General features: G+C 66.7%; 17 protein-coding genes. 10 read left to right on the forward strand and 7 right to left on the reverse strand.

What is annotated here, in order from left to right; genetic code table 11:
• The first annotated feature begins 292 nt into the window (after positions 1-292).
• From BN1313_RS03890 to BN1313_RS03905, 4 genes are all read left to right on the forward strand, one after another.
• Positions 293-1,423: an OmpA family protein gene (locus BN1313_RS03890; RefSeq protein ID WP_091736790.1), complete on the forward strand. Its 1,131-nt coding sequence runs from the start codon at positions 293-295 to the stop codon at positions 1,421-1,423.
• Between the two features lie 315 nt (positions 1,424-1,738).
• On the forward strand, positions 1,739-3,601 hold the full coding sequence (locus tag BN1313_RS03895; RefSeq protein WP_091736793.1) for a ribonucleoside-diphosphate reductase subunit alpha: 1,863 nt from the start codon (positions 1,739-1,741) through the stop codon (positions 3,599-3,601).
• A gap of 142 nt (positions 3,602-3,743) precedes the next feature.
• Entirely contained in the window at positions 3,744-4,172 is a 429-nt protein-coding gene (locus BN1313_RS03900) for a hypothetical protein (RefSeq protein ID WP_091736796.1), read from the forward strand.
• A 116-nt stretch (positions 4,173-4,288) separates the two neighbouring features.
• Positions 4,289-5,329: a ribonucleotide-diphosphate reductase subunit beta gene (locus BN1313_RS03905; RefSeq protein WP_091736799.1), complete on the forward strand. Its 1,041-nt coding sequence runs from the start codon at positions 4,289-4,291 to the stop codon at positions 5,327-5,329.
• Between the two features lie 182 nt (positions 5,330-5,511).
• Here the strand turns inward: BN1313_RS03905 and BN1313_RS03910 are convergent, their stop codons facing one another.
• Positions 5,512-7,287, reverse strand: coding sequence for an ABC transporter ATP-binding protein (locus tag BN1313_RS03910; protein ID WP_091736802.1), 1,776 nt, complete (start codon positions 7,285-7,287; stop codon positions 5,512-5,514).
• Between the two features lie 329 nt (positions 7,288-7,616).
• Here BN1313_RS03910 and ubiA point away from each other — a divergent pair, with 329 nt between their 5' ends.
• Positions 7,617-8,552, forward strand: coding sequence for a 4-hydroxybenzoate octaprenyltransferase (gene ubiA / locus BN1313_RS16815; RefSeq protein WP_091736804.1), 936 nt, complete (start codon positions 7,617-7,619; stop codon positions 8,550-8,552).
• Positions 8,549-9,211 (forward strand): class I SAM-dependent methyltransferase, encoded by a 663-nt coding sequence (locus BN1313_RS16820; RefSeq protein WP_091742263.1) that lies wholly within the window; start codon positions 8,549-8,551, stop codon positions 9,209-9,211. Before ubiA ends, BN1313_RS16820 begins: the two co-directional genes overlap by 4 nt.
• Here the strand turns inward: BN1313_RS16820 and BN1313_RS03925 are convergent.
• From BN1313_RS03925 to BN1313_RS03935, 3 genes are all read right to left on the reverse strand, one after another.
• Positions 9,208-9,834, reverse strand: a complete 627-nt coding sequence (locus BN1313_RS03925) for an extensin family protein (protein WP_091736806.1) — start codon at positions 9,832-9,834, stop codon at positions 9,208-9,210. The genes BN1313_RS16820 and BN1313_RS03925 overlap by 4 nt on opposite strands.
• Positions 9,835-9,935: 101 nt before the next feature.
• Positions 9,936-11,426, reverse strand: a complete 1,491-nt coding sequence (locus BN1313_RS03930; RefSeq protein WP_091736808.1) for a serine hydrolase domain-containing protein — start codon at positions 11,424-11,426, stop codon at positions 9,936-9,938.
• Positions 11,427-11,467: 41 nt separating this feature from the next.
• Entirely contained in the window at positions 11,468-11,929 is a 462-nt protein-coding gene (locus BN1313_RS03935) for a hypothetical protein (protein WP_091736816.1), read from the reverse strand.
• A 101-nt stretch (positions 11,930-12,030) separates the two neighbouring features.
• Between BN1313_RS03935 and BN1313_RS03940 the strand changes: the two genes are divergently transcribed.
• Genes BN1313_RS03940 through BN1313_RS03950 form a run of 3 tightly spaced genes read left to right on the forward strand, consistent with a single transcriptional unit; the run spans position 12,031 to position 14,149 of the window.
• A complete protein-coding gene (locus tag BN1313_RS03940; RefSeq protein ID WP_091736817.1) occupies positions 12,031-12,675 on the forward strand; it encodes a DUF47 domain-containing protein in 645 nt (214 codons plus the stop codon).
• Positions 12,676-12,689: 14 nt separating this feature from the next.
• Positions 12,690-13,700, forward strand: coding sequence for an inorganic phosphate transporter (locus BN1313_RS03945; protein ID WP_091736819.1), 1,011 nt, complete (start codon positions 12,690-12,692; stop codon positions 13,698-13,700).
• 2 nt (positions 13,701-13,702) lie between these two features.
• Positions 13,703-14,149 (forward strand): NUDIX hydrolase, encoded by a 447-nt coding sequence (locus tag BN1313_RS03950; RefSeq protein ID WP_245620082.1) that lies wholly within the window; start codon positions 13,703-13,705, stop codon positions 14,147-14,149.
• Positions 14,150-14,151: 2 nt separating this feature from the next.
• On the opposite strand, the gene BN1313_RS03955 is transcribed toward BN1313_RS03950, so the two are convergent.
• The gene (locus BN1313_RS03955; RefSeq protein ID WP_091736821.1) at positions 14,152-14,697 is read right to left on the reverse strand and encodes a glutathione peroxidase; all 546 of its coding nucleotides are present in this window, start codon (positions 14,695-14,697) and stop codon (positions 14,152-14,154) included.
• Positions 14,698-14,762: 65 nt separating this feature from the next.
• Between BN1313_RS03955 and BN1313_RS03960 the strand changes: the two genes are divergently transcribed.
• On the forward strand, positions 14,763-16,139 hold the full coding sequence (locus BN1313_RS03960) for an NAD-dependent succinate-semialdehyde dehydrogenase (RefSeq protein ID WP_091736824.1): 1,377 nt from the start codon (positions 14,763-14,765) through the stop codon (positions 16,137-16,139).
• A gap of 51 nt (positions 16,140-16,190) precedes the next feature.
• On the opposite strand, the gene BN1313_RS03965 is transcribed toward BN1313_RS03960, so the two are convergent.
• Both BN1313_RS03965 and BN1313_RS03970 read right to left on the reverse strand, forming a co-directional pair.
• Complete coding sequence (locus BN1313_RS03965; RefSeq protein WP_091736827.1) at positions 16,191-16,415, reverse strand: DUF4170 domain-containing protein; 225 nt, start codon at positions 16,413-16,415, stop codon at positions 16,191-16,193.
• A gap of 29 nt (positions 16,416-16,444) precedes the next feature.
• Positions 16,445-17,230 (reverse strand): 3'(2'),5'-bisphosphate nucleotidase CysQ, encoded by a 786-nt coding sequence (locus tag BN1313_RS03970; RefSeq protein WP_425414989.1) that lies wholly within the window; start codon positions 17,228-17,230, stop codon positions 16,445-16,447.
• Between the last annotated feature and the right edge of the window lies 1 nt (position 17,231).

The following is a 17,231-nucleotide window of genomic DNA, read 5'->3' on the forward strand; positions in this document are numbered from 1 at the left end:
GCTCGCCGCCAGCATCCGCGGGACGCGGTAAGTCATAGGGAGGCTGAAGGTCGGGGAATGGCTAACGGGCGTGAGGCCCGCTCAAGGACTGGAGTTTCGGTGAACGCCGAGGCCTTTGTCCAGGGTGACCCGCAGTCCGGCTGTCCTTGCCATTTACTATCTGGAAAGTGAATTTGGCGAGCGATTGCGACGCTGGTGTGGCTTCGGCGCACTACGCAAGATCGCCGACCTTGCTATAAGTAAAATTGGGTCAATAGGCCGCACTCTGCGGGCAACGAAGAGGGCTTTGAGAATGAGATTGAAACTCCTGGCAGGGGCGGCTGCGGCCGCGATCTGCGCCGCGGGCGCAGCGTCTGCCCAAGTCGGCTGGTATGGCGCCGTCGACCTCGGCTACCACTGGCCGGACGGCATCGAAGCCACGTCGGCCGGTCTGGCCGCCAACGGCAATCCGTACGTCTGGGAATTCAGCCAGGATGAAGACTGGGCCGGCTTCGCCCGTCTCGGCTACCAGCTGACCGATCACTGGCGCGTTGAACTCGAAGGGGGCTACCGCACCGGCGACATCGCCTCGGTTCACGGCCTGCCGTCGACCCAGTCCATCGTCGGCCTCTGCACGCCGAACGTGACCCGCACCACGGCTGCGCCGAACTGCGGCAGCCCGGACGGCGACCTGAAGACCTACACCTTGATGGCGAACGTGCTGTTCGACCTCGCTCCGAACTCGGTCATCAACCCCTTCGTGGGCGTTGGCGTCGGCGTGAACTACACCAAGGCTGAAGTCCTCGGTCAGTTCTCGACGGTCACGGGCGCTCTGACGGCGGCCAACCCGTCGATCCAGAACCTGCGGATCGACGACTCGGACACGGCCTTCGCCTACCAAGGCATCGCCGGCATCGAATGGGCTGCGACGGACCGCCTGAGCGTGGACCTGACGGGCCGTTACCTCTCGGGTTCGGATCTCGACCTGAACTCGGTCGGCTCGGCCGCCCTGCAACCGGGCGTCTTCTCGGGCAAGTATAAGGACACGTCGGTCACCGTCGGTCTGCGCTATTCCTTCGCGCCCCCGCCGCCGCCTGCGCCGGCCTATGAGGCGAAGCAATTCATCGTCTACTTCCCGTTCGATCAGTACGTCCTGACGCCGGAAGCTCAGGCGGTGGTTCAGGAAGCCGCCAACTACGCCACCGCCGGCAACGCGACCCGCGTCGTCGTCGTGGGTCACACCGACACCTCCGGCTCGACGGCCTACAACGCCCGTCTCGGCGAGCGTCGCGCCAAGGCCGTCGCTGACGCCCTGGTCGGCCTCGGCGTCGGTCAGTCGGCCCTGGCGGTCGACTGGAAGGGTGAGAGCATGCCTGCGGTCGCCACTGGCGACGGCGTGAAGGAACCCCTGAACCGTCGCTCGACGATCGACATCAACTTCTGATTTCGATCGCCGGCGGTTCGCCGGACGAACGCGGGAGCCCGGCCGAAAGGCCGGGCTCTTTGCGTTTGGCGCCGCCGTCGCTGCTGATCACAGTCGCGTGATCCGCCAACGCGTCGCCATGCAACCTGTTGATCCTGCTGGCCCACCTTCGCTCGTCCCGAAAAATAATTACGGGGGCGAAACCGGCCTCCTCATTGACGAGTCGTTAGGACGCATGGCCCCATATGTGGGTTGTTCAGGCGCAGTGCCCACAACATCTAGGCGATGCGACCAGTCACTGAACGGTGACGGTCGACGGGGAACGGGTCAGGGATCATGAGCGAAGCTGCACAGGTTGAGGTCGGCGGCGACCTGAAGACGAATGATGTGAAGGCCGAGGCGCGGCCCGTCCTGCGTCTGGTCCGCAAGGTCGAGATCGATCGCACCCGTGATGCGCTGTTGACGGACTTCGGCAAGACCACGTTGGAAGACCGCTACCTCCTGGCCGGCGAGTCCTATCAGGACATGTTCGCCCGTGTCGCGACGGCTTACGCCGACGACGCCGACCATGCCCAACGCATCTACGACTACATGTCCAAACTGTGGTTCATGCCGGCGACCCCGGTGCTTTCCAACGGCGGCGCGGCGCGCGGCCTGCCGATCTCCTGCTTCCTGAACGCCGTGCCCGACAGTCTGGAAGGGATCCAGAGCGTCTGGAACGAGAACGTGGCGCTGGCCTCCAACGGCGGCGGCATCGGCACCTACTGGGGCGGCGTCCGCTCCATCGGCGAGCGCGTGAAGGGCGCGGGCCAGACCAGCGGCATCATCCCTTTCATCCGCGTGATGGACAGCCTGACGCTCGCGATCAGCCAGGGGTCGCTGCGCCGCGGTTCGGCCGCGGTCTACCTCGACATCCACCATCCGGAAATCGAAGAGTTCCTCGAGATCCGCAAACCCTCAGGCGATTTCAACCGCAAGTCGCTGAACCTGCATCACGGCATCAACGTCACTGACGAGTTCATGGAAGCGGTCCGTGACGGCGCCATGTTCGGCCTGCGTTCGCCCAAGGACCAGGAGGTCCTCCGCGAGGTTGACGCCCGCAGCCTGTGGCAGAAGATTCTCGATATCCGGATGCAGACCGGCGAGCCCTATCTGATCTTCTCCGACACCGTGAACCGCTCGATGCCGCAGCACCAACGCGAGCTAGGCCTGTCGGTGCGCCAGTCGAACCTCTGCTCGGAGATCATGCTGCACACCGGTAAGGATCACCTGGGCAAGGAGCGCACTGCGGTCTGCTGCCTGTCGTCGGTCAACGCCGAGAAGTTCCTGGAGTGGCGAGACGACCCCGACTTCATCGAGGATGTCATGCGCTTCCTCGACAACGTCCTGCAGGACTTCATCGATAACGCGCCGCCGGAAATGGCGAACGCTGTCTACGCCGCCAAGCGCGAGCGTTCGGTGGGCCTGGGCCTCATGGGCTTCCACTCCTTCCTGCAGCAGCAGAACGTGCCCTTTGAGAGCGCGCTGGCCAAGTCGTGGAACATGCGCCTGTTCAAGACGCTGCGCCGCGAGTGCGACGCGGCCTCGCGCAAGCTGGCCGCTGAGCGGGGGGCGTGCCCGGACGCGGCCGACCGCAATGTGATGGAGCGCTTCAGCCACAAGCTCGCGATCGCGCCGACCGCCTCGATCTCGATCATCTGCGGCGGCACCAGCGCCGGCATCGAGCCGATCCCGGCCAACATCTACAGCCACAAGACGCTGTCGGGCACCTTTGCGGTCAAGAACCCCTACCTGGAGGCTCTGCTCGAGCAGAAGGGCCAGAACACGCTGGCGACCTGGGAATCGATCCTGACCTACGAAGGCTCGGTCCAGCAACTCGACTTCCTCACTCAGGATGAGAAGGACGTCTACAAGACCGCCTTCGAGATCGACCAGCGCTGGGTCGTCGAGCAGGCGGCCGACCGCGCACCGGACATCTGCCAGTCGCAGTCGGTCAACCTCTTCCTGCCCGGTGATGTCGACAAGTGGGACCTGCACATGCTGCACTGGCAGGCGTGGGAACGGGGCTGCAAGTCGCTCTATTATCTGCGCTCCAAGTCGGTGCAGCGGGCGGCGCACGCCGGACAGGAAGTGGTCGAACAGTCGGCCTTCGACGCGCCTGAGCGCACCGACTACGAAGAGTGCCTGGCCTGCCAATAGGGCGGCGAAGGCGGGTCCACGTCCCATCCCGGTCTTGTGATTTGCGGCGCCTCCGCGGGGGGCGGAACCTCAGGCCTCTCAGTGGCTTTGCTTACTGAGGGGCTGGCGCGGGCGTGCGCTGGCAGGGACTGGGAGTGGGTTCATGGGGCGGCTGACCTTGATGGTTGCTGCATGTGGCGTATGCCTCGCGGGGCAGGCGTCGGCCGAACCTTTTTCAGCATCGTCTGATCTGAACGCCGCGCCCTTCGCCAAGCGCCGGACCGCTGTCGAACGCACAGTCGAGCAGCCGGTGGTGCGCCGCCGTGGCCGCGAGGTTTTCCTGTACGCCGGCGCGAGCGGGGCCGAACCGCGATTCCACGCCGATCCACGCTGGAGCCCGCAGAACGATCCGGCGCAAGCCAGCCAGCTGGTGAACACCAAGCTTGGCGTCGGCTGGCGTCGCGAGGGCCTGGAGACCTCCTTCGGTTACCAGGTTCGCCAGGTGCAGGGCGCGCCGCGGCTTTCAGACAGCGGACGCGCCCGCAAGGACGCGATGCTGGGCATGACGCTGAAATTCCGGCCAGGTGGCTGAGGATCGTGTTTTCCCCAGCTTTCGGGGACACTACCTATAGACAAAATCAACGCTTCGGCCGCAACATCTAGGTCAGCGGGCCGGTCAGCGGTCCGGCCTGCACCAGGGCCCGAACCATGTCGACGTTAGCCACCAGCAAGCTTCCCGGCCTCCTGACGCCGTCGGCGGCGTACAAGCCGTTCCGCTACCCCTGGGCGCACGACTTCTGGAAGAAGCAGCAGCAAGTCCACTGGATGCCGGAAGAAGTGCCGCTCGGCGAGGACCTCAAGGACTGGGCCTCGAAGCTGAATGATCGCGAGCGCAACCTGCTGACGCAGATTTTCCGCTTTTTCACCCAGTCTGACGTCGAGGTGAACGACAACTACATGGAACGCTACGGGAGGGTCTTCAAACCCACCGAGATCAAGATGATGCTGGGCTCGTTCGCCAATATGGAGACGATCCATATCGCGGCCTACGCGCTTCTCCTCGAGACGATCGGCATGCCCGACTCGGAGTTTACGGCCTTCCTCGATTACCAGGCCATGCGCGACAAGCACGACTACATGCAGACCTTCGGCGTTGAGACCCACGCCGACATCGCCCGGACGCTCGCCATGTTCGGCGGTTTCACCGAGGGCCTGCAGCTCTTCGCCAGCTTCGCGATGCTGATGAACTTCCCGCGTCACAACAAGATGAAGGGCATGGGCCAGATCGTCTCCTGGTCGGTGCGCGACGAGAGCTTGCACTGCGAAGGCATCATCAAGCTCTACCATGCGTTCAACGCCGAGACCGGCTGCGTCACCAAGAGCGTGGCCGACGACATCGTCGACTGCTGCAAGACCGTCATCGGCCTTGAGGACAAATTTATCGACCTCGCCTTCGAGGCCGGCGAAGTCCAGGGCATGACCCCGGACGACATCAAGGCCTACATCCGCTTCATCGCCGACTGGCGCCTGCGCCAGCTCAAGCTGCCCGAAGTCTACGGGATCAAGGAAAACCCGTTGCCCTGGCTGCAGTCGATGTTGTCGGGCGTCGAGCACGCCAACTTCTTCGAGGCGCGCGCCACCGAGTACTCCAAGGCGGCCACCAAGGGCCAATGGACGGGCGACGCCGGGGTCTGGTCGGAATTCGACCGCATGATGGCCCGCCGCACCGAGACGACGCCTGCGGAGTAGGGAGCCTCGCGCCCTGGGCGGCGGTTGGCCGCCCGTGAGCAAGACCTGAAATCTGGAGACAAGGTCATTTGGCGCCACAGCCAGAGGACCACCACCGGCCACGTCGTGCGCAAACCGACGACGCTGGGTTTGAAAAAGGTCTAGCGCGGTGTCTTCCCCCGTCGGGAAAGCGACCGCTCGCCTCAGCCCGTCGCCAAGGCGTTGAGCCGCGCGTAGGCGCCGCGCTTTGCGACCAACTCGGCGTGACGGCCGTCCTCGACGACCCGGCCCTGGTCGAACACCAAGATCCGGTCCGCGCCGCGGATCGTCGAGAGCCGATGGGCGATCACGATGGTCGTGCGGCCCGCCATCAGCTCATCCATAGCGTCCTGGACCTGCCGCTCGGTTTCAACGTCGAGCGACGAGGTGGCCTCGTCCAAGACCAGGATCGGCGCATCCGCCAGGATGGCCCGGGCGATGGCCACACGTTGACGTTCGCCGCCGGACAACTTCACGCCGCGCTCTCCCACCAGCGTGTCGTAGCCGGCGGGCAGGCGGGCGATGAAACCGTCGGCCCGGGCGCGGCGGGCGGCGTCGCGCACGGCTTCGTCGCTTGCATCGGGCCGGGCGTAGCGGATGTTCTCGGCGATCGTCCGGTGGAAGAGGGCCGGGTCCTGCGGCACGAGCGCAATGGCGCGGCGCAGGGAGCGTTGCTCCACGTGCGCGACGTCCTGTCCGTCGATCAGGATCCGGCCGCTGTCCAGGTCGTAGAGTCGCTGGATGAGTTTGACGAAGGTTGACTTGCCCGCGCCTGTCGGCCCGACCAGCGCCACCCGCTCGCCCGGCGCTATGACCAGCGAGAAGTCCTCGTAAAGCGGCGTTCCGGCGGCCTTGTAGCCGAAGGTGACACGGTCGAAGACAACCATGCCGGATCCTGCCTGGAAGGCCGGCGCGCCTTCGGCGTCGGCGACCTCGGGCGCAGTGCGGGCGTATGCGGCCGCATCCTGAGCGTCATCCAGGCCCTTCTGCATCTGGCGCACGTTCTCGCCGATGTTGCGCAGATAGCCGCTCATCAGCATGAAGGCGGTGATGGCGAAGGTGACGTCGCCAGCGCTCGCCTCGCCCCGCGCCCACAGGCGCAGCAACAGGCCGCTCAGGCCCGCCTGCAACCCGACCAGGATCAGGTTCTGTAACAGCCAGACGTCGATGAACCGGTTCCAGGTGCGCAGGGTGTGCAGGCGCCAGTCAGCGGTGATCGCGGCGATCCGTCGTTCCTCGCCCGGCTCAGCGCCGAAGGCCTTGACCGTGGCGTTGGCGGAGATGGCGTCAGCCAGGGCGCCGCCGATAGCGGAATCAAGCGCCACTGACTGGAGGTTCGCCGGCCGAACATAGACCTTCGCCAGATAGAGGTTCGAGGCGACGTAGAGGATCACCGTCGCCCCGGAGAACAGGCCGACCAGCGGCCAGCGCAGGGTCATCATCACGGTCATGCCGATGAGCACCAGCAGGGCCGAGCCCAGCCACAGCACCACGGCGTCGGAGACCTGATCATAGCCCCACATGGCGCGCGACAGCCGGCGCACGGTCGCGCCGGCGAAGGTGTTGGCGTGCCAGTCCGAAGAGAAGCTCTGCACGCGGGCGAAGCCCTCGTCGGTCAGCTCCTTCATCGAACGCGCGGCGAGCGGGTTCCAGCTGCGAAACGACAGGTTGCGGATCAGCTGGAAGGCCAGGAACACGCCGACGTAGGCCAGCCACGCCGACCAGGCGAGGCCCGCGGCGCCAGGGCCCGCCGAGACGGCGTCCATCAGCCGACCGGCCGCCCAAGGCACGGCCAAGTCAAAGCCGATCGACACCACCGTCAGCACGATGGAGATCCAGAATAGCCAAGGCCGGCGCATCCAGAAGCCGGCGATAAATCGCAGGACCTGGAGGTTCGACAGGCTGCGAGGACGATCGTCCTCGTCGATGGCGTCGCTCATAACAGTCTCAACGGGAACGGCCGGCGGCGAGGCCGCAGGCCGGTGATTAGGAACGCGCGCGCACCCACGCGGGGGGCGTCACGACGACGGGAAGTTGGGCGGACGCGCGATGCGCGCCGGAGCCGCTCGGCCTAGGCGGCGACCTTAAGCGGCGAGCCGGCATATGCCGGCGTAGGCGCCAGGACGGGCGGGGAAAGACGGTGCTTGATGGTGATCACGGCCCCTCCCTTGCGGCTGGCGTGGCTGGAGATGCAAAGGCTAAGCGCCGACCTGCGTTCGGTCAAGCTCGCGCCTTCGAGGCTGTCGCGCGATCTGCTAAGCCGCCAACCATGACGACGCCGCCCGCACCGCTCCCTGACGCCGCCCGCGCCAACTGGGTCGACCGATTTGCGCCCGAGGCGTTGAAGCCCTGGCTCAAGCTCGCGCGGCTCGACCGACCGGTGGGCGTCTGGTTGCTGCTGCTGCCGGCCTGGCAAGGCGTCGCTCTGGCTTGCGCGATGTCCGGCCAACGACTGGACTTCCGCCTCATAGCGCTGTTCGCCGCCGGCGCGCTCCTGATGCGTTCGGCCGGATGCGCCTTCAACGACGTCATCGACCGCGACATCGACGCCAAGGTCGCCCGCACCGCCGCCCGCCCCATCGCGGCGGGCCAGATCCGCGTGCGCCAGGCCCTGGCCTTCATTGTGGTCTGCTGCCTCCTGTCCCTCGCGATCCTGCTGCAGTTGGGCCTGCCTGCGATCATCCTGGGTGCGGCCTCGCTCGCCCTCGTGGCGGTCTATCCCTTCATGAAGCGGATCACCTGGTGGCCGCAGGCTTGGCTGGGCCTGACCTTCAACTGGGGCGCGCTGATGGGTTTCGTCGCCGTCGTCCCGGAGGACGGTCTGCGCCTGCCGGCCCTGCTGCTCTACGCCAGTGGCGTGTTCTGGACGCTGGGCTACGACACCATCTATGCGATTCAGGACCTGGAGGACGATGCCCTGATCGGTGTGAAATCGTCGGCCCGACGGCTGGGCAGGGCGACGCCGCTTGGCGTGGCGGTCTTCTACGCCTTGGCGTTCGCCCTGGCGGTCGCCGCCGGCGTGACGGCCGGGCTTGGCCCAAGCGTCTGGCTCTTCGCTGTCTTCGGCCTGATTTTGGTCTGGCAGGTCTGGCGGCTCGCCTCAAAGACCGCGGTCAGCGCCCCGGTCGCCTTATCGCTGTTCAAGCTGAACATCCGCGCCGGCTTCGCCCTTTTCCTCGCGATCTCGATTGGGCTTTGGCGTTGATCGGCGCCGGTCGGGCCGAGCGCGAAGCCTTCATCCTGGCCAACACCCGACTGCAGCGGCCGCCGCATACGCCTGAACTTGAGCTTCACCTCGCCGATGAGGTCACGCCGATCTGGCGGATGACCGAAGAGGCTCTGAAGGAGATCGGTCTCGCCCCCCCGTTTTGGGCCTTCGCCTGGGCTGGGGGCCAGGCGCTGGCGCGCTACGTGCTGGATCATCCGGAAATCGTGTCGGACCGGGCGGTCATCGACTTCGCCTCTGGATCTGGTCTCGTGGGGATCGCCGCGGCGCGCGCGGGAGCGGCGAGGGTCTTGTGCGCTGATATCGACAGCTTCTGCGAGGCGACGATCGGATTGAACGCCGCCGCGAACGGCGTTGCGGTGGAGTTCACCGTGGAAGATCTGCTGAACGCTCCCGCGCCGGCCTGGGCGGCGACCATCCTCGCCGGAGACATCTGCTACGAAAAGCCGGTGGCCGAGCGGGTGTTGGCCTGGCTCGCTGCGGCCAGGGCGGCGGGCGCAGAGGTGCTGATCGGCGATCCCTTACGCAGCTATTTCCCGAGGTGTGGCCTGGAGCCTCTCGCGGAGTACCAGGTGGAGACCACCACCGAGCTGGAGGACATGGCCGTCAAGCGGGCCGGCGTCTGGCGCTTCCCCTAACGGCAGAGGCCATAGCGGGTCCCTTCGAAGTGAAGGTGGTTGGCGTGGTCGGCGTTGTAGTCCGGTGACAGCACCGTGCCGAAGAGCACGCAGGCCTCGTCGTGGACTCGGCGCAGGAAGGCCTGTTTGGCGGGGTCTGAGGCCCAATCCCGCTCGACGGTGACGCGGCGACCGTCGACCAGCCGGAAGCCGGCGATATCGATGGCCGCGGCGTGGGCGTGGGCGCTGGGCCGCGCCACGCGGCCGACGGTCCGACAGGCGTAGACGCCCAGGTGGTCGATCTGACGGACAGGCGAGCCCAGAATTTCTCGGGCGGCCGGGTCCACCGATTGCCGCCGCCAGAGGGCGAGCGCCGCGGCCAGCGGGCAGGCCATCATCGGCCGCGCGGGCGACAAGCGCGCATCAGGCTGCTCGGCGGCGTCGCGCAAAGTCCCGGCCCCGGTGACCACGCAGTATTCGCCCTGGGTCTGGTCGGCGACGGGGCGAAAATCCAGCCCTTGGGCGGCCATCCACTGGGCGCAGTCATCCGGCGTGCGGGTCGCGTAGGCCAGGCGGCCGCGGGTGCTGGCGTCGATTGGCTGGCTGAGAAACACCGGCCGGCGATCAAGCCCCATGTCGGCCATGGGCGCGCAGGCCGCCGCTGCGAACCAGGGCGGCGGCGATCCACGGACGCATCGTTCGGAACATGGCGGCTGAACGAGCCGGGCGAAGGCTGCGTTCCGCCTCAGGGCGTCTGGGGCGCGAACTCCAGCGCCTGGATCGTCAGCGCCTTGGTGGGCGCCCGCTGCACCCGGCCGACAATGCGGCCATGCTCGCACGGCCAGGTGAAGCGGCCTTCCATCGCTGAGATGGCGATGGGCGGGGCCTCCATGGCGCAGGCGCCGACTTCCGCCTTGAGGCGCGCCAGGCTCTTGCGCCAGGCGTCGGCGTCCTGGTCCATCAGGACGTTGTTCGCCAGCGGCGCAGCGGTGATCTCGCCCTCAATCCAGACTACGCGGGCGAGGGCGTAGGCTTGTGTCAGACCAGGCGACACCGTGGCCGGTGGCGAGACAAGATAGCCCGCCCGGTTCAACGCCAGGGCGGCGCGAAAGGCTGGCAAGGAGGCTCCGCCATAGGTCCTGCTGGTGAAGGCGAAGAGGCCGACGCCTAAGTCAGGCAACAGCATGACCACGGAGCCATAGCCTGGATACCCCCCTGTATGGCTCACCACCCGGCCGAGGTCGCAGTCCTCAATGACACGCCAGCCCATGCCGTAGGTCACGGCCTGCCGGCAGGGCGCGCCGCCAATGGCGGCAGGGCGCGCTACGCCAGCTGGAAAATTAGCGCCGGTGACGATCTCACGGACCGTGGCGCGCCGCACGGGCCCGGCCTCAGGATCGTTACGGGCTGGCCAGGCCGCCAGCAGGAAGGCCACCCATCGCGCATAGTCCTTGGCCGAAGTCTCGACCCCGCCCATGGCCCCGAAGGCGCCGTCTTTCATATCGGGTTCGCGCAGCCATTGATTGTCGCCCCAGCGATAGCCGATGGCGCGCTGCTCAGCCGGCGAGGCGAGGACGTCGTAGGTGGTGGCGGCCATACCCAACGGCGCCATGATCTGGCGGCGGATGTAGTCCTGGTAACGAACGCCGGCGACGTTGCTGATGATCCGGCCGAGCAGGGCGTAGCCGAAGTTGGAATATTCCATGCCGAGGCCCGGAGTGCGGGCGAAATCAACGCCGTCGCGCAGCAGGCGGCTGAACTCCGCCTCGGTCAGCACCTGTTGCCGGTCCCCCCAGGGATTGTCCTCGACGAATCCGGCGGAATGGCTGAGCAGGTTGCGCACGGTGATCTTCGGGCTGTCCCGGGTTGGATAGGTCCAGCCCTTCAATTCGGGCACATAGGTCTCGGCCGGTGCGTCGAGGCTGATCTTGCCCTCGTCGCGCAGCTTGAGGATCGCCAGCGCCGTGAAGGCTTTCGACATGGAGGCGATACGGAAGAGGCTGTCGGGGGTGACCGGCGCCCGCGCCTCGATATCCTGCACGCCCTGGCCCTTCACTGCGACCAGCTCGCCGCCGGCGACGACGCCGTAGACGAGGCCCGGAACGTGCGAGGCCTGAGCCCAGTCGGCGAAGATGCGGTCGACTTCAGCAAGGGCGGCGGGCGAAGGGGGCGGCGCAGCGCTCGCGGCGCCGGCCATGGCCAGGACGAAGCAGACGATCGTGGCGGCGAAACGCATGGACGGCCTCCTGGGCGTGCCCGCCGAGGCTATGGCGGCGGTTAGACGCCGGCAAGCCGCGCGAGGTTGGGCTTAGGGATAGCGGCGATGAAATCGCCTTTGGACTTGGCCCGCTCGCTGGCGAGCTCGGCCCAGGCGGCGCAGAAGGCCGCGGGCGTTCCGGGGTCAGCCTTTGCGGGCGCATAGCCCAGCGCCCGACCCGCGGCGGCCTTGACCAAGCCCTCCCAGGCCCGGGCTTCGGCCGGCGTCAGGCCGTCGGGAACTGCGCTTGCGCGGAGGGCCACGACCAAGGTCGCGACCTTGGCGTTGGCTGTGACGATCGTCGCCGGACCGGGTTCGGCGAGGGCCGCTGTCAGGGCGTGGATGGCCGCCGTCCAGGGCGTGGCCCGACGCTGTCCGCCAGCGCTGCCCACCGGCGGGGCCGCCAGACGCACGAAGGCGAAGCCGGCGCAGCTGTAGGTGGCGTTGAAGTCGACGGCGATGAGCAGGTGCGCGGCGGTCATGGCTCCCGACCTATCGGATGCGCACGGCGGCTTCCAGGTTTACACTTCGACACGTGAAGCCTAACGCTCCGCTGACGGATGATAAGCAAGGCGGGGGCCGCATGCTGAACTGGTTCCAGGCGCTCATGCCGAAGGAAGAGCGCTTCTTCGACATGTTCGAGGCGCACGCCGCCGTGCTTGTGCAGGGCGCGCGCGCCTTGCGCGCGGTGCTCGAGGGCGGCCCTGACACCGCGGCGCGGTGCGCAGAGGTGGCGCGCCTGGAGAACGAGGCCGACGAGATCACGCGCCAAGTGTTGCTCGCCGTGCGCCGGACCTTCATCACACCCTTCGACCGCAGCGACATTCGTGACCTGATCACCTCGATGGATGACGCCATCGACCAGATGCACAAGACCGCCAAGGCCGTGATCCTGTTCGGCAAGACCGAATTTGCGCCGGACATGGCGACCATGGGCGATGTCATTGTCCGCACGGCCGACTTGACGGCTGAAGCCGCCCCTCTTCTGCGATCGCTGCGCGCCAATGCTGCGCGGCTCAACGCCATCAGCGAGGAAGTGACCCGGCTGGAGGAGGATTCTGACCAGCTCTATGATGTCGGGATGTCGGCCCTGTTCCACGGGCCGGCCCGGGCCGAGCCGATCGAGTTCATCACAAGCTCCCAGATCTATGATCATCTGGAGCGCGTCGTCGACCGCTTCGAGGACGTGGCCAACCGGATCAGCGCCGTGCTGATCGAGCACCTCTAGAGGCTGCGCCCACCATGGACATGGGCTTTGCCCTGCTGATCTTTCTGGTCGCCTTCGCCTTGCTGTTCGACTTCCTGAACGGTCTGCACGACGCGGCCAATTCGATCGCCACCATCGTCTCGACGCGCGTGCTGTCGGCCAAGTACGCGGTGATCTGGGCTGCGTTCTTCAACTTCATCGCCTTCCTCTTCTTTGGCCTGCATGTGGCCAACACGGTCGGCAAAGGCATCCTGCATCCGGAGATTATCAGCGACGCGGTCATCTTCGGCGCCTTGGGCGGCGCCATCACCTGGAACGTCGTCACCTGGCTGGCCGGCATCCCGTCGTCGTCGTCGCACGCCTTGATCGGCGGCCTTTTGGGCGCCGGCGTCTCCAAGGCCGGACTTGATCCCGTCGTCTGGAGCGGCGTAGCCAAAACCGCCGCGGGCATCGTCGTATCGCCGGCCATCGGTCTGACCTTGGCTATGGCCTTGTCGCTGCTGGTGGCCTGGCTTTTCGTCCGTGCGACGCCGTCGATGGCCGATGGTGTTTTCCGCAAGCTGCAATTCGTGTCGGCCTCGCTCTATTCGCTGGGCCACGGCGGCAACGACGCCCAGAAGACCATGGGGATCATCGCCGTCCTGCTCTACGCCCACGGGCTTTCGGGCCCGACCTTCCACGTGCCGCTATGGGTGGTGCTTTCCTGCCAGACCGCCATGGCGCTGGGAACCTTGATGGGCGGGTGGCGTATCGTCCACACCATGGGCAGCAAGATCACAAGATTGTCGCCGCAGCAGGGGTTCTGCGCAGAGACCGGCGGCGCGATCACTTTGTTTCTGGCCACGCACCTGGGCGTGCCCGTTTCAACCACGCACACCATCACAGGCGCAATCGTCGGTGTCGGCGCCGCGCGCCGCGTCTCGGCGGTGCGCTGGAACCTCGCCACCGGCATCGTCTGGGCTTGGGTGATCACCATGCCGGCCGCGGCAGCCATGGGCGCGGCCTTCTATTGGCTGGCCCGTCTGCTCGACCTGACGGTCGGATAATCGTGCGCAAGCCCGAGATTGTCAGGGCCGAGGTCGATAGAGAGCCTCGAGCGCAATACGCCGCCCTGCCTTGGCGGCGGGGCGGGGACGGCGTTCTCGAAATCTTGCTGATCACCTCGCGCGAGACGCGGCGCTGGGTGATTCCGAAGGGGTGGCCGATGAAGGGCAAGACTTCGGCCGCCGCCGCGGCGCGCGAGGCCTTCGAGGAGGCCGGGGTGAGCGGCCAGACAGCCAAGAAGCCGCTAGGGGCGTTTCACTATGACAAGCGGCTGAGTTCCGGACGACTGCAGCGGGTGCGGGTGTCCGTCTTCGCCCTCAAGGTCGAGGCCGAAGCCGAGACCTGGCCGGAGATCGGCCAACGCGACCGGCTATGGGCGTCGCTCGCCGACGCCGCAGAGCGCGTCGACGAGCCGGAGCTGAAGGCGCTGATCAGCGCCTTTGCGCCCTAGGACTAGCGGGCCAGTTCGGCCTCGATCGCCGCGGTCACGATCGGATCCTCAGGCTTCACGTCAGGCGCGAAGCGGGCGACAACGTCGCCGTTCTTGCCGACCAGAAACTTCTCGAAATTCCACAGGACGTCGGCCGAGTCCGCCGGCAGGCGGCCGGCGGCGGCGAAGCGTTCGCGAAGCGCGCCGCCGCCGCTGGCTTCGGGCTGGGCGGCCGTGAGCGCCTGGTAGAGCGGATGCTTGTCTTCGCCGGTCACCGAGATCTTTTCGAACATCGGAAAGTCGACTCCGAAGTTGGTGGTGCAGAACTCGACGATCTCTTCATTCGTCCCCGGCTCCTGGCCGCCGAAGTTGTTGGCCGGGAAACCCAGGACGGCGAAGCCCTTGTCGCTATAGGTCTTCTGCAGGCTCTCGAGGCCCTCGTACTGCGGGGTCAGGCCGCACTTGGAGGCGACATTGACCACCAGGCGCACCTGGCCGGCGAAATCGCCAAGGCTCGACGGCGCGCCGTCGATCCGGTTTACGGGAACGGTATCTACGGGACTGGCCATGATGTTTCCTCGGGAACGCCTAAGTGTGGTGGGAACTTAAGCTCGGCCGCAGAGGAGACAAGGGCATGACCAGGACTTTCCAAACCGTGGACCCCGCCACCGGCGAACCGGGCCGATCCTACGCCGGTCATGGCCCTGACGAAGCGCTGAACATCGCCCGCCAAGCTCACGCCGCCTTCGCGAGCTGGCGCCGGACATCCTTCGCTGAGCGCAGCCATCTGATGCGGGCCGCCGCCGCCGTCCTTCGGCGCCGCAGCGACGATCTCTGCGCCCTGATGACGGCGGAGATGGGCAAGACTCTGACCGAAGGCCGTGCGGAAATTGAGAAGTGCGCCGTCAATTGCGACTACTACGCCGAACACGCGGAGGCCTTCCTGGCCGACCAGTCCGTCGACATGGGCGGGCCGAAGGCCAAGATCGTCTACCGTCCGCTCGGGACCATCCTGGCCGTGATGCCGTGGAATTTCCCCTTCTGGCAGGTCTTCCGCTTCGCCGCGCCGACGCTGATGGCCGGAAACACCGCGGTGTTGAAACATGCTTCCAACGTGCCGGGCTGCGCGCTCGCCATCGAGGACGTGTTCCGGGAGGCGGGCTTTCCGGCGGACGTCTTCCGCACGGTGCTGATCGCGGGGTCGCAGGTCGCCCCGCTGATCGACGACGACGCGATCGCCGCTGTCAGCCTGACGGGCAGCGTCGAGGCTGGCCGACAAGTCGCCCAGCGCGCAGGCGCCGCGCTTAAGAAGTGTGTGCTGGAGCTGGGCGGCGCTGACGCGTACCTGATCCTGGATGACGCCGATATCGAGCAGGCAGCCGAGGTGGCGGCGACCGCGCGGATGGTCAACGGCGGCCAAAGCTGCATCGCCGGCAAGCGCTTCATCGTCGGCCCCGGCCTGAAGAGCGCTTTCGAACAGGCGCTGAAGGCGAGGATGGACGCCTTCGTCATGGGCGATCCGAAGGATCCAGAGACCAAGCTGGGGCCTTTGGAAAGCATCGGCGCCCGGGATGGCGTGCATGATCAGGTGACCCGGAGTCTCGCGGCCGGAGCGCGACTGGTGACCGGCGGGGTCGCGCCTGACCGGCCAGGCGCCTGGTATCCTGCGACCGTACTGAGCGACGTCGGCCCCGGCATGGCGGCCTATGAGGAAGAGGTCTTCGGGCCCGTGGCGGCGATCATCGAAGCCGCCGACGAGGCGGAGGCGATTCGCATCGCCAACGCTTCGTCCTTTGGCCTGGGCTCCGGGGTCGTCACCCGCGATCCTGTCCGCGGCGAACGGATCGCCAGCGACGAACTGGAGGCCGGCATGAGCTTCGTGAACCAGAACGTTCGCTCAGACTCGCGCCTGCCCTTTGGCGGCGTGAAGCACTCAGGCTATGGCCGCGAGGTCTCGGTCTTCGGCATCCGGGAGTTCGTGAACATCAAGTCGGTGCTGGTGCACGTCTGATTTCAAGGGTCATCTCCGACGGTCGGGGAAGACGCCCAGAGTTGTGAGCGATCAGGCCGCGCTTGGCGTGATCAGCTTGTGCGCGTGGATGATAAAATAACGCATCAATGCGTTGTCGACCGTGGACTGCGCCTTTTCGCGCCAGACCTTTTCGGCTTCGGCATAGCTGCCATAGGCGCCGACCAGATCGATCTTCTTGATGTCCTTGAACTGCGCTCCGGCCAGGTCGGCCATTTCGCCGCCGATGACGAGGTGAAGCAGTTGTTGATCGGCCATGTGGGCTCCAGAACGCGTTAGGTGAAGGGCTACAGGGCGATATGCCGGACGCGGGCGCGGATCAAGGGCGCGAGTTCCGGCGTCGCGCACAGCAGGCTGGGCTGGAAGGGCAGGGGGCCATTATAGCGAAAGCCACGCCCGAGATGGTCGCCGACCACGCAGCCGGCTTCCGAGGCGATCAGATCGGCGGCGGCGAGATCCCAGTCGTGCTTTGCCGCCAGGGCCAGGGTGGCGTCCGCAGCGCCGGCCGCCACGAGACAGATGCGCAGGGCTGTCGAGTTGCGCTGCTCGACACGCATCTCTGGCCAGGGCTCGGGCCATGAAGGGTGACCCAACATCCTTGGATCGGCGACAAAGGCGCAGTCTTCCAACACGCGCACCGTGCTGGGCGTGATCGCCGCACCGTTCAACGTGGCGCCGCCGCCAGCCGTCGCTGCATAGACCTGCTCCAGCTGCGGCGCGAAGACGACGCCGGCGCTCGGCCGGTGGCCATCGACCACCGCCACCGACACCGCCCACCACGGCCGGTCGTTGAGGAAGGCGCGTGTCCCATCCACCGGGTCGACGACGAACAGGTGCTGGCGTGACAGCCTATCCGGATCGTCCGCTGTCTCTTCGGAGAGCCATCCATATTCGGGCCGGGCGGTGCGAAGGCGCTCTGTCAGAAGGGCGTCGGCGGCCAGGTCGGCGTTGGTGACGGGGGTGTTATCGCCGGGCTTGTAGGCGATCTCGAGCCCCTTGCGGCGCAGGGCCGCGGCCAGTTCGCCGGCTTCCCGGGCGGCGTCGAGGAGAAGATCGAGGTCCGCCTGGCTCAAG

This window comes from Phenylobacterium immobile (ATCC 35973), from assembly GCF_001375595.1.
GTDB classification, from domain to species: Bacteria; Pseudomonadota; Alphaproteobacteria; order Caulobacterales; family Caulobacteraceae; genus Phenylobacterium; species Phenylobacterium immobile.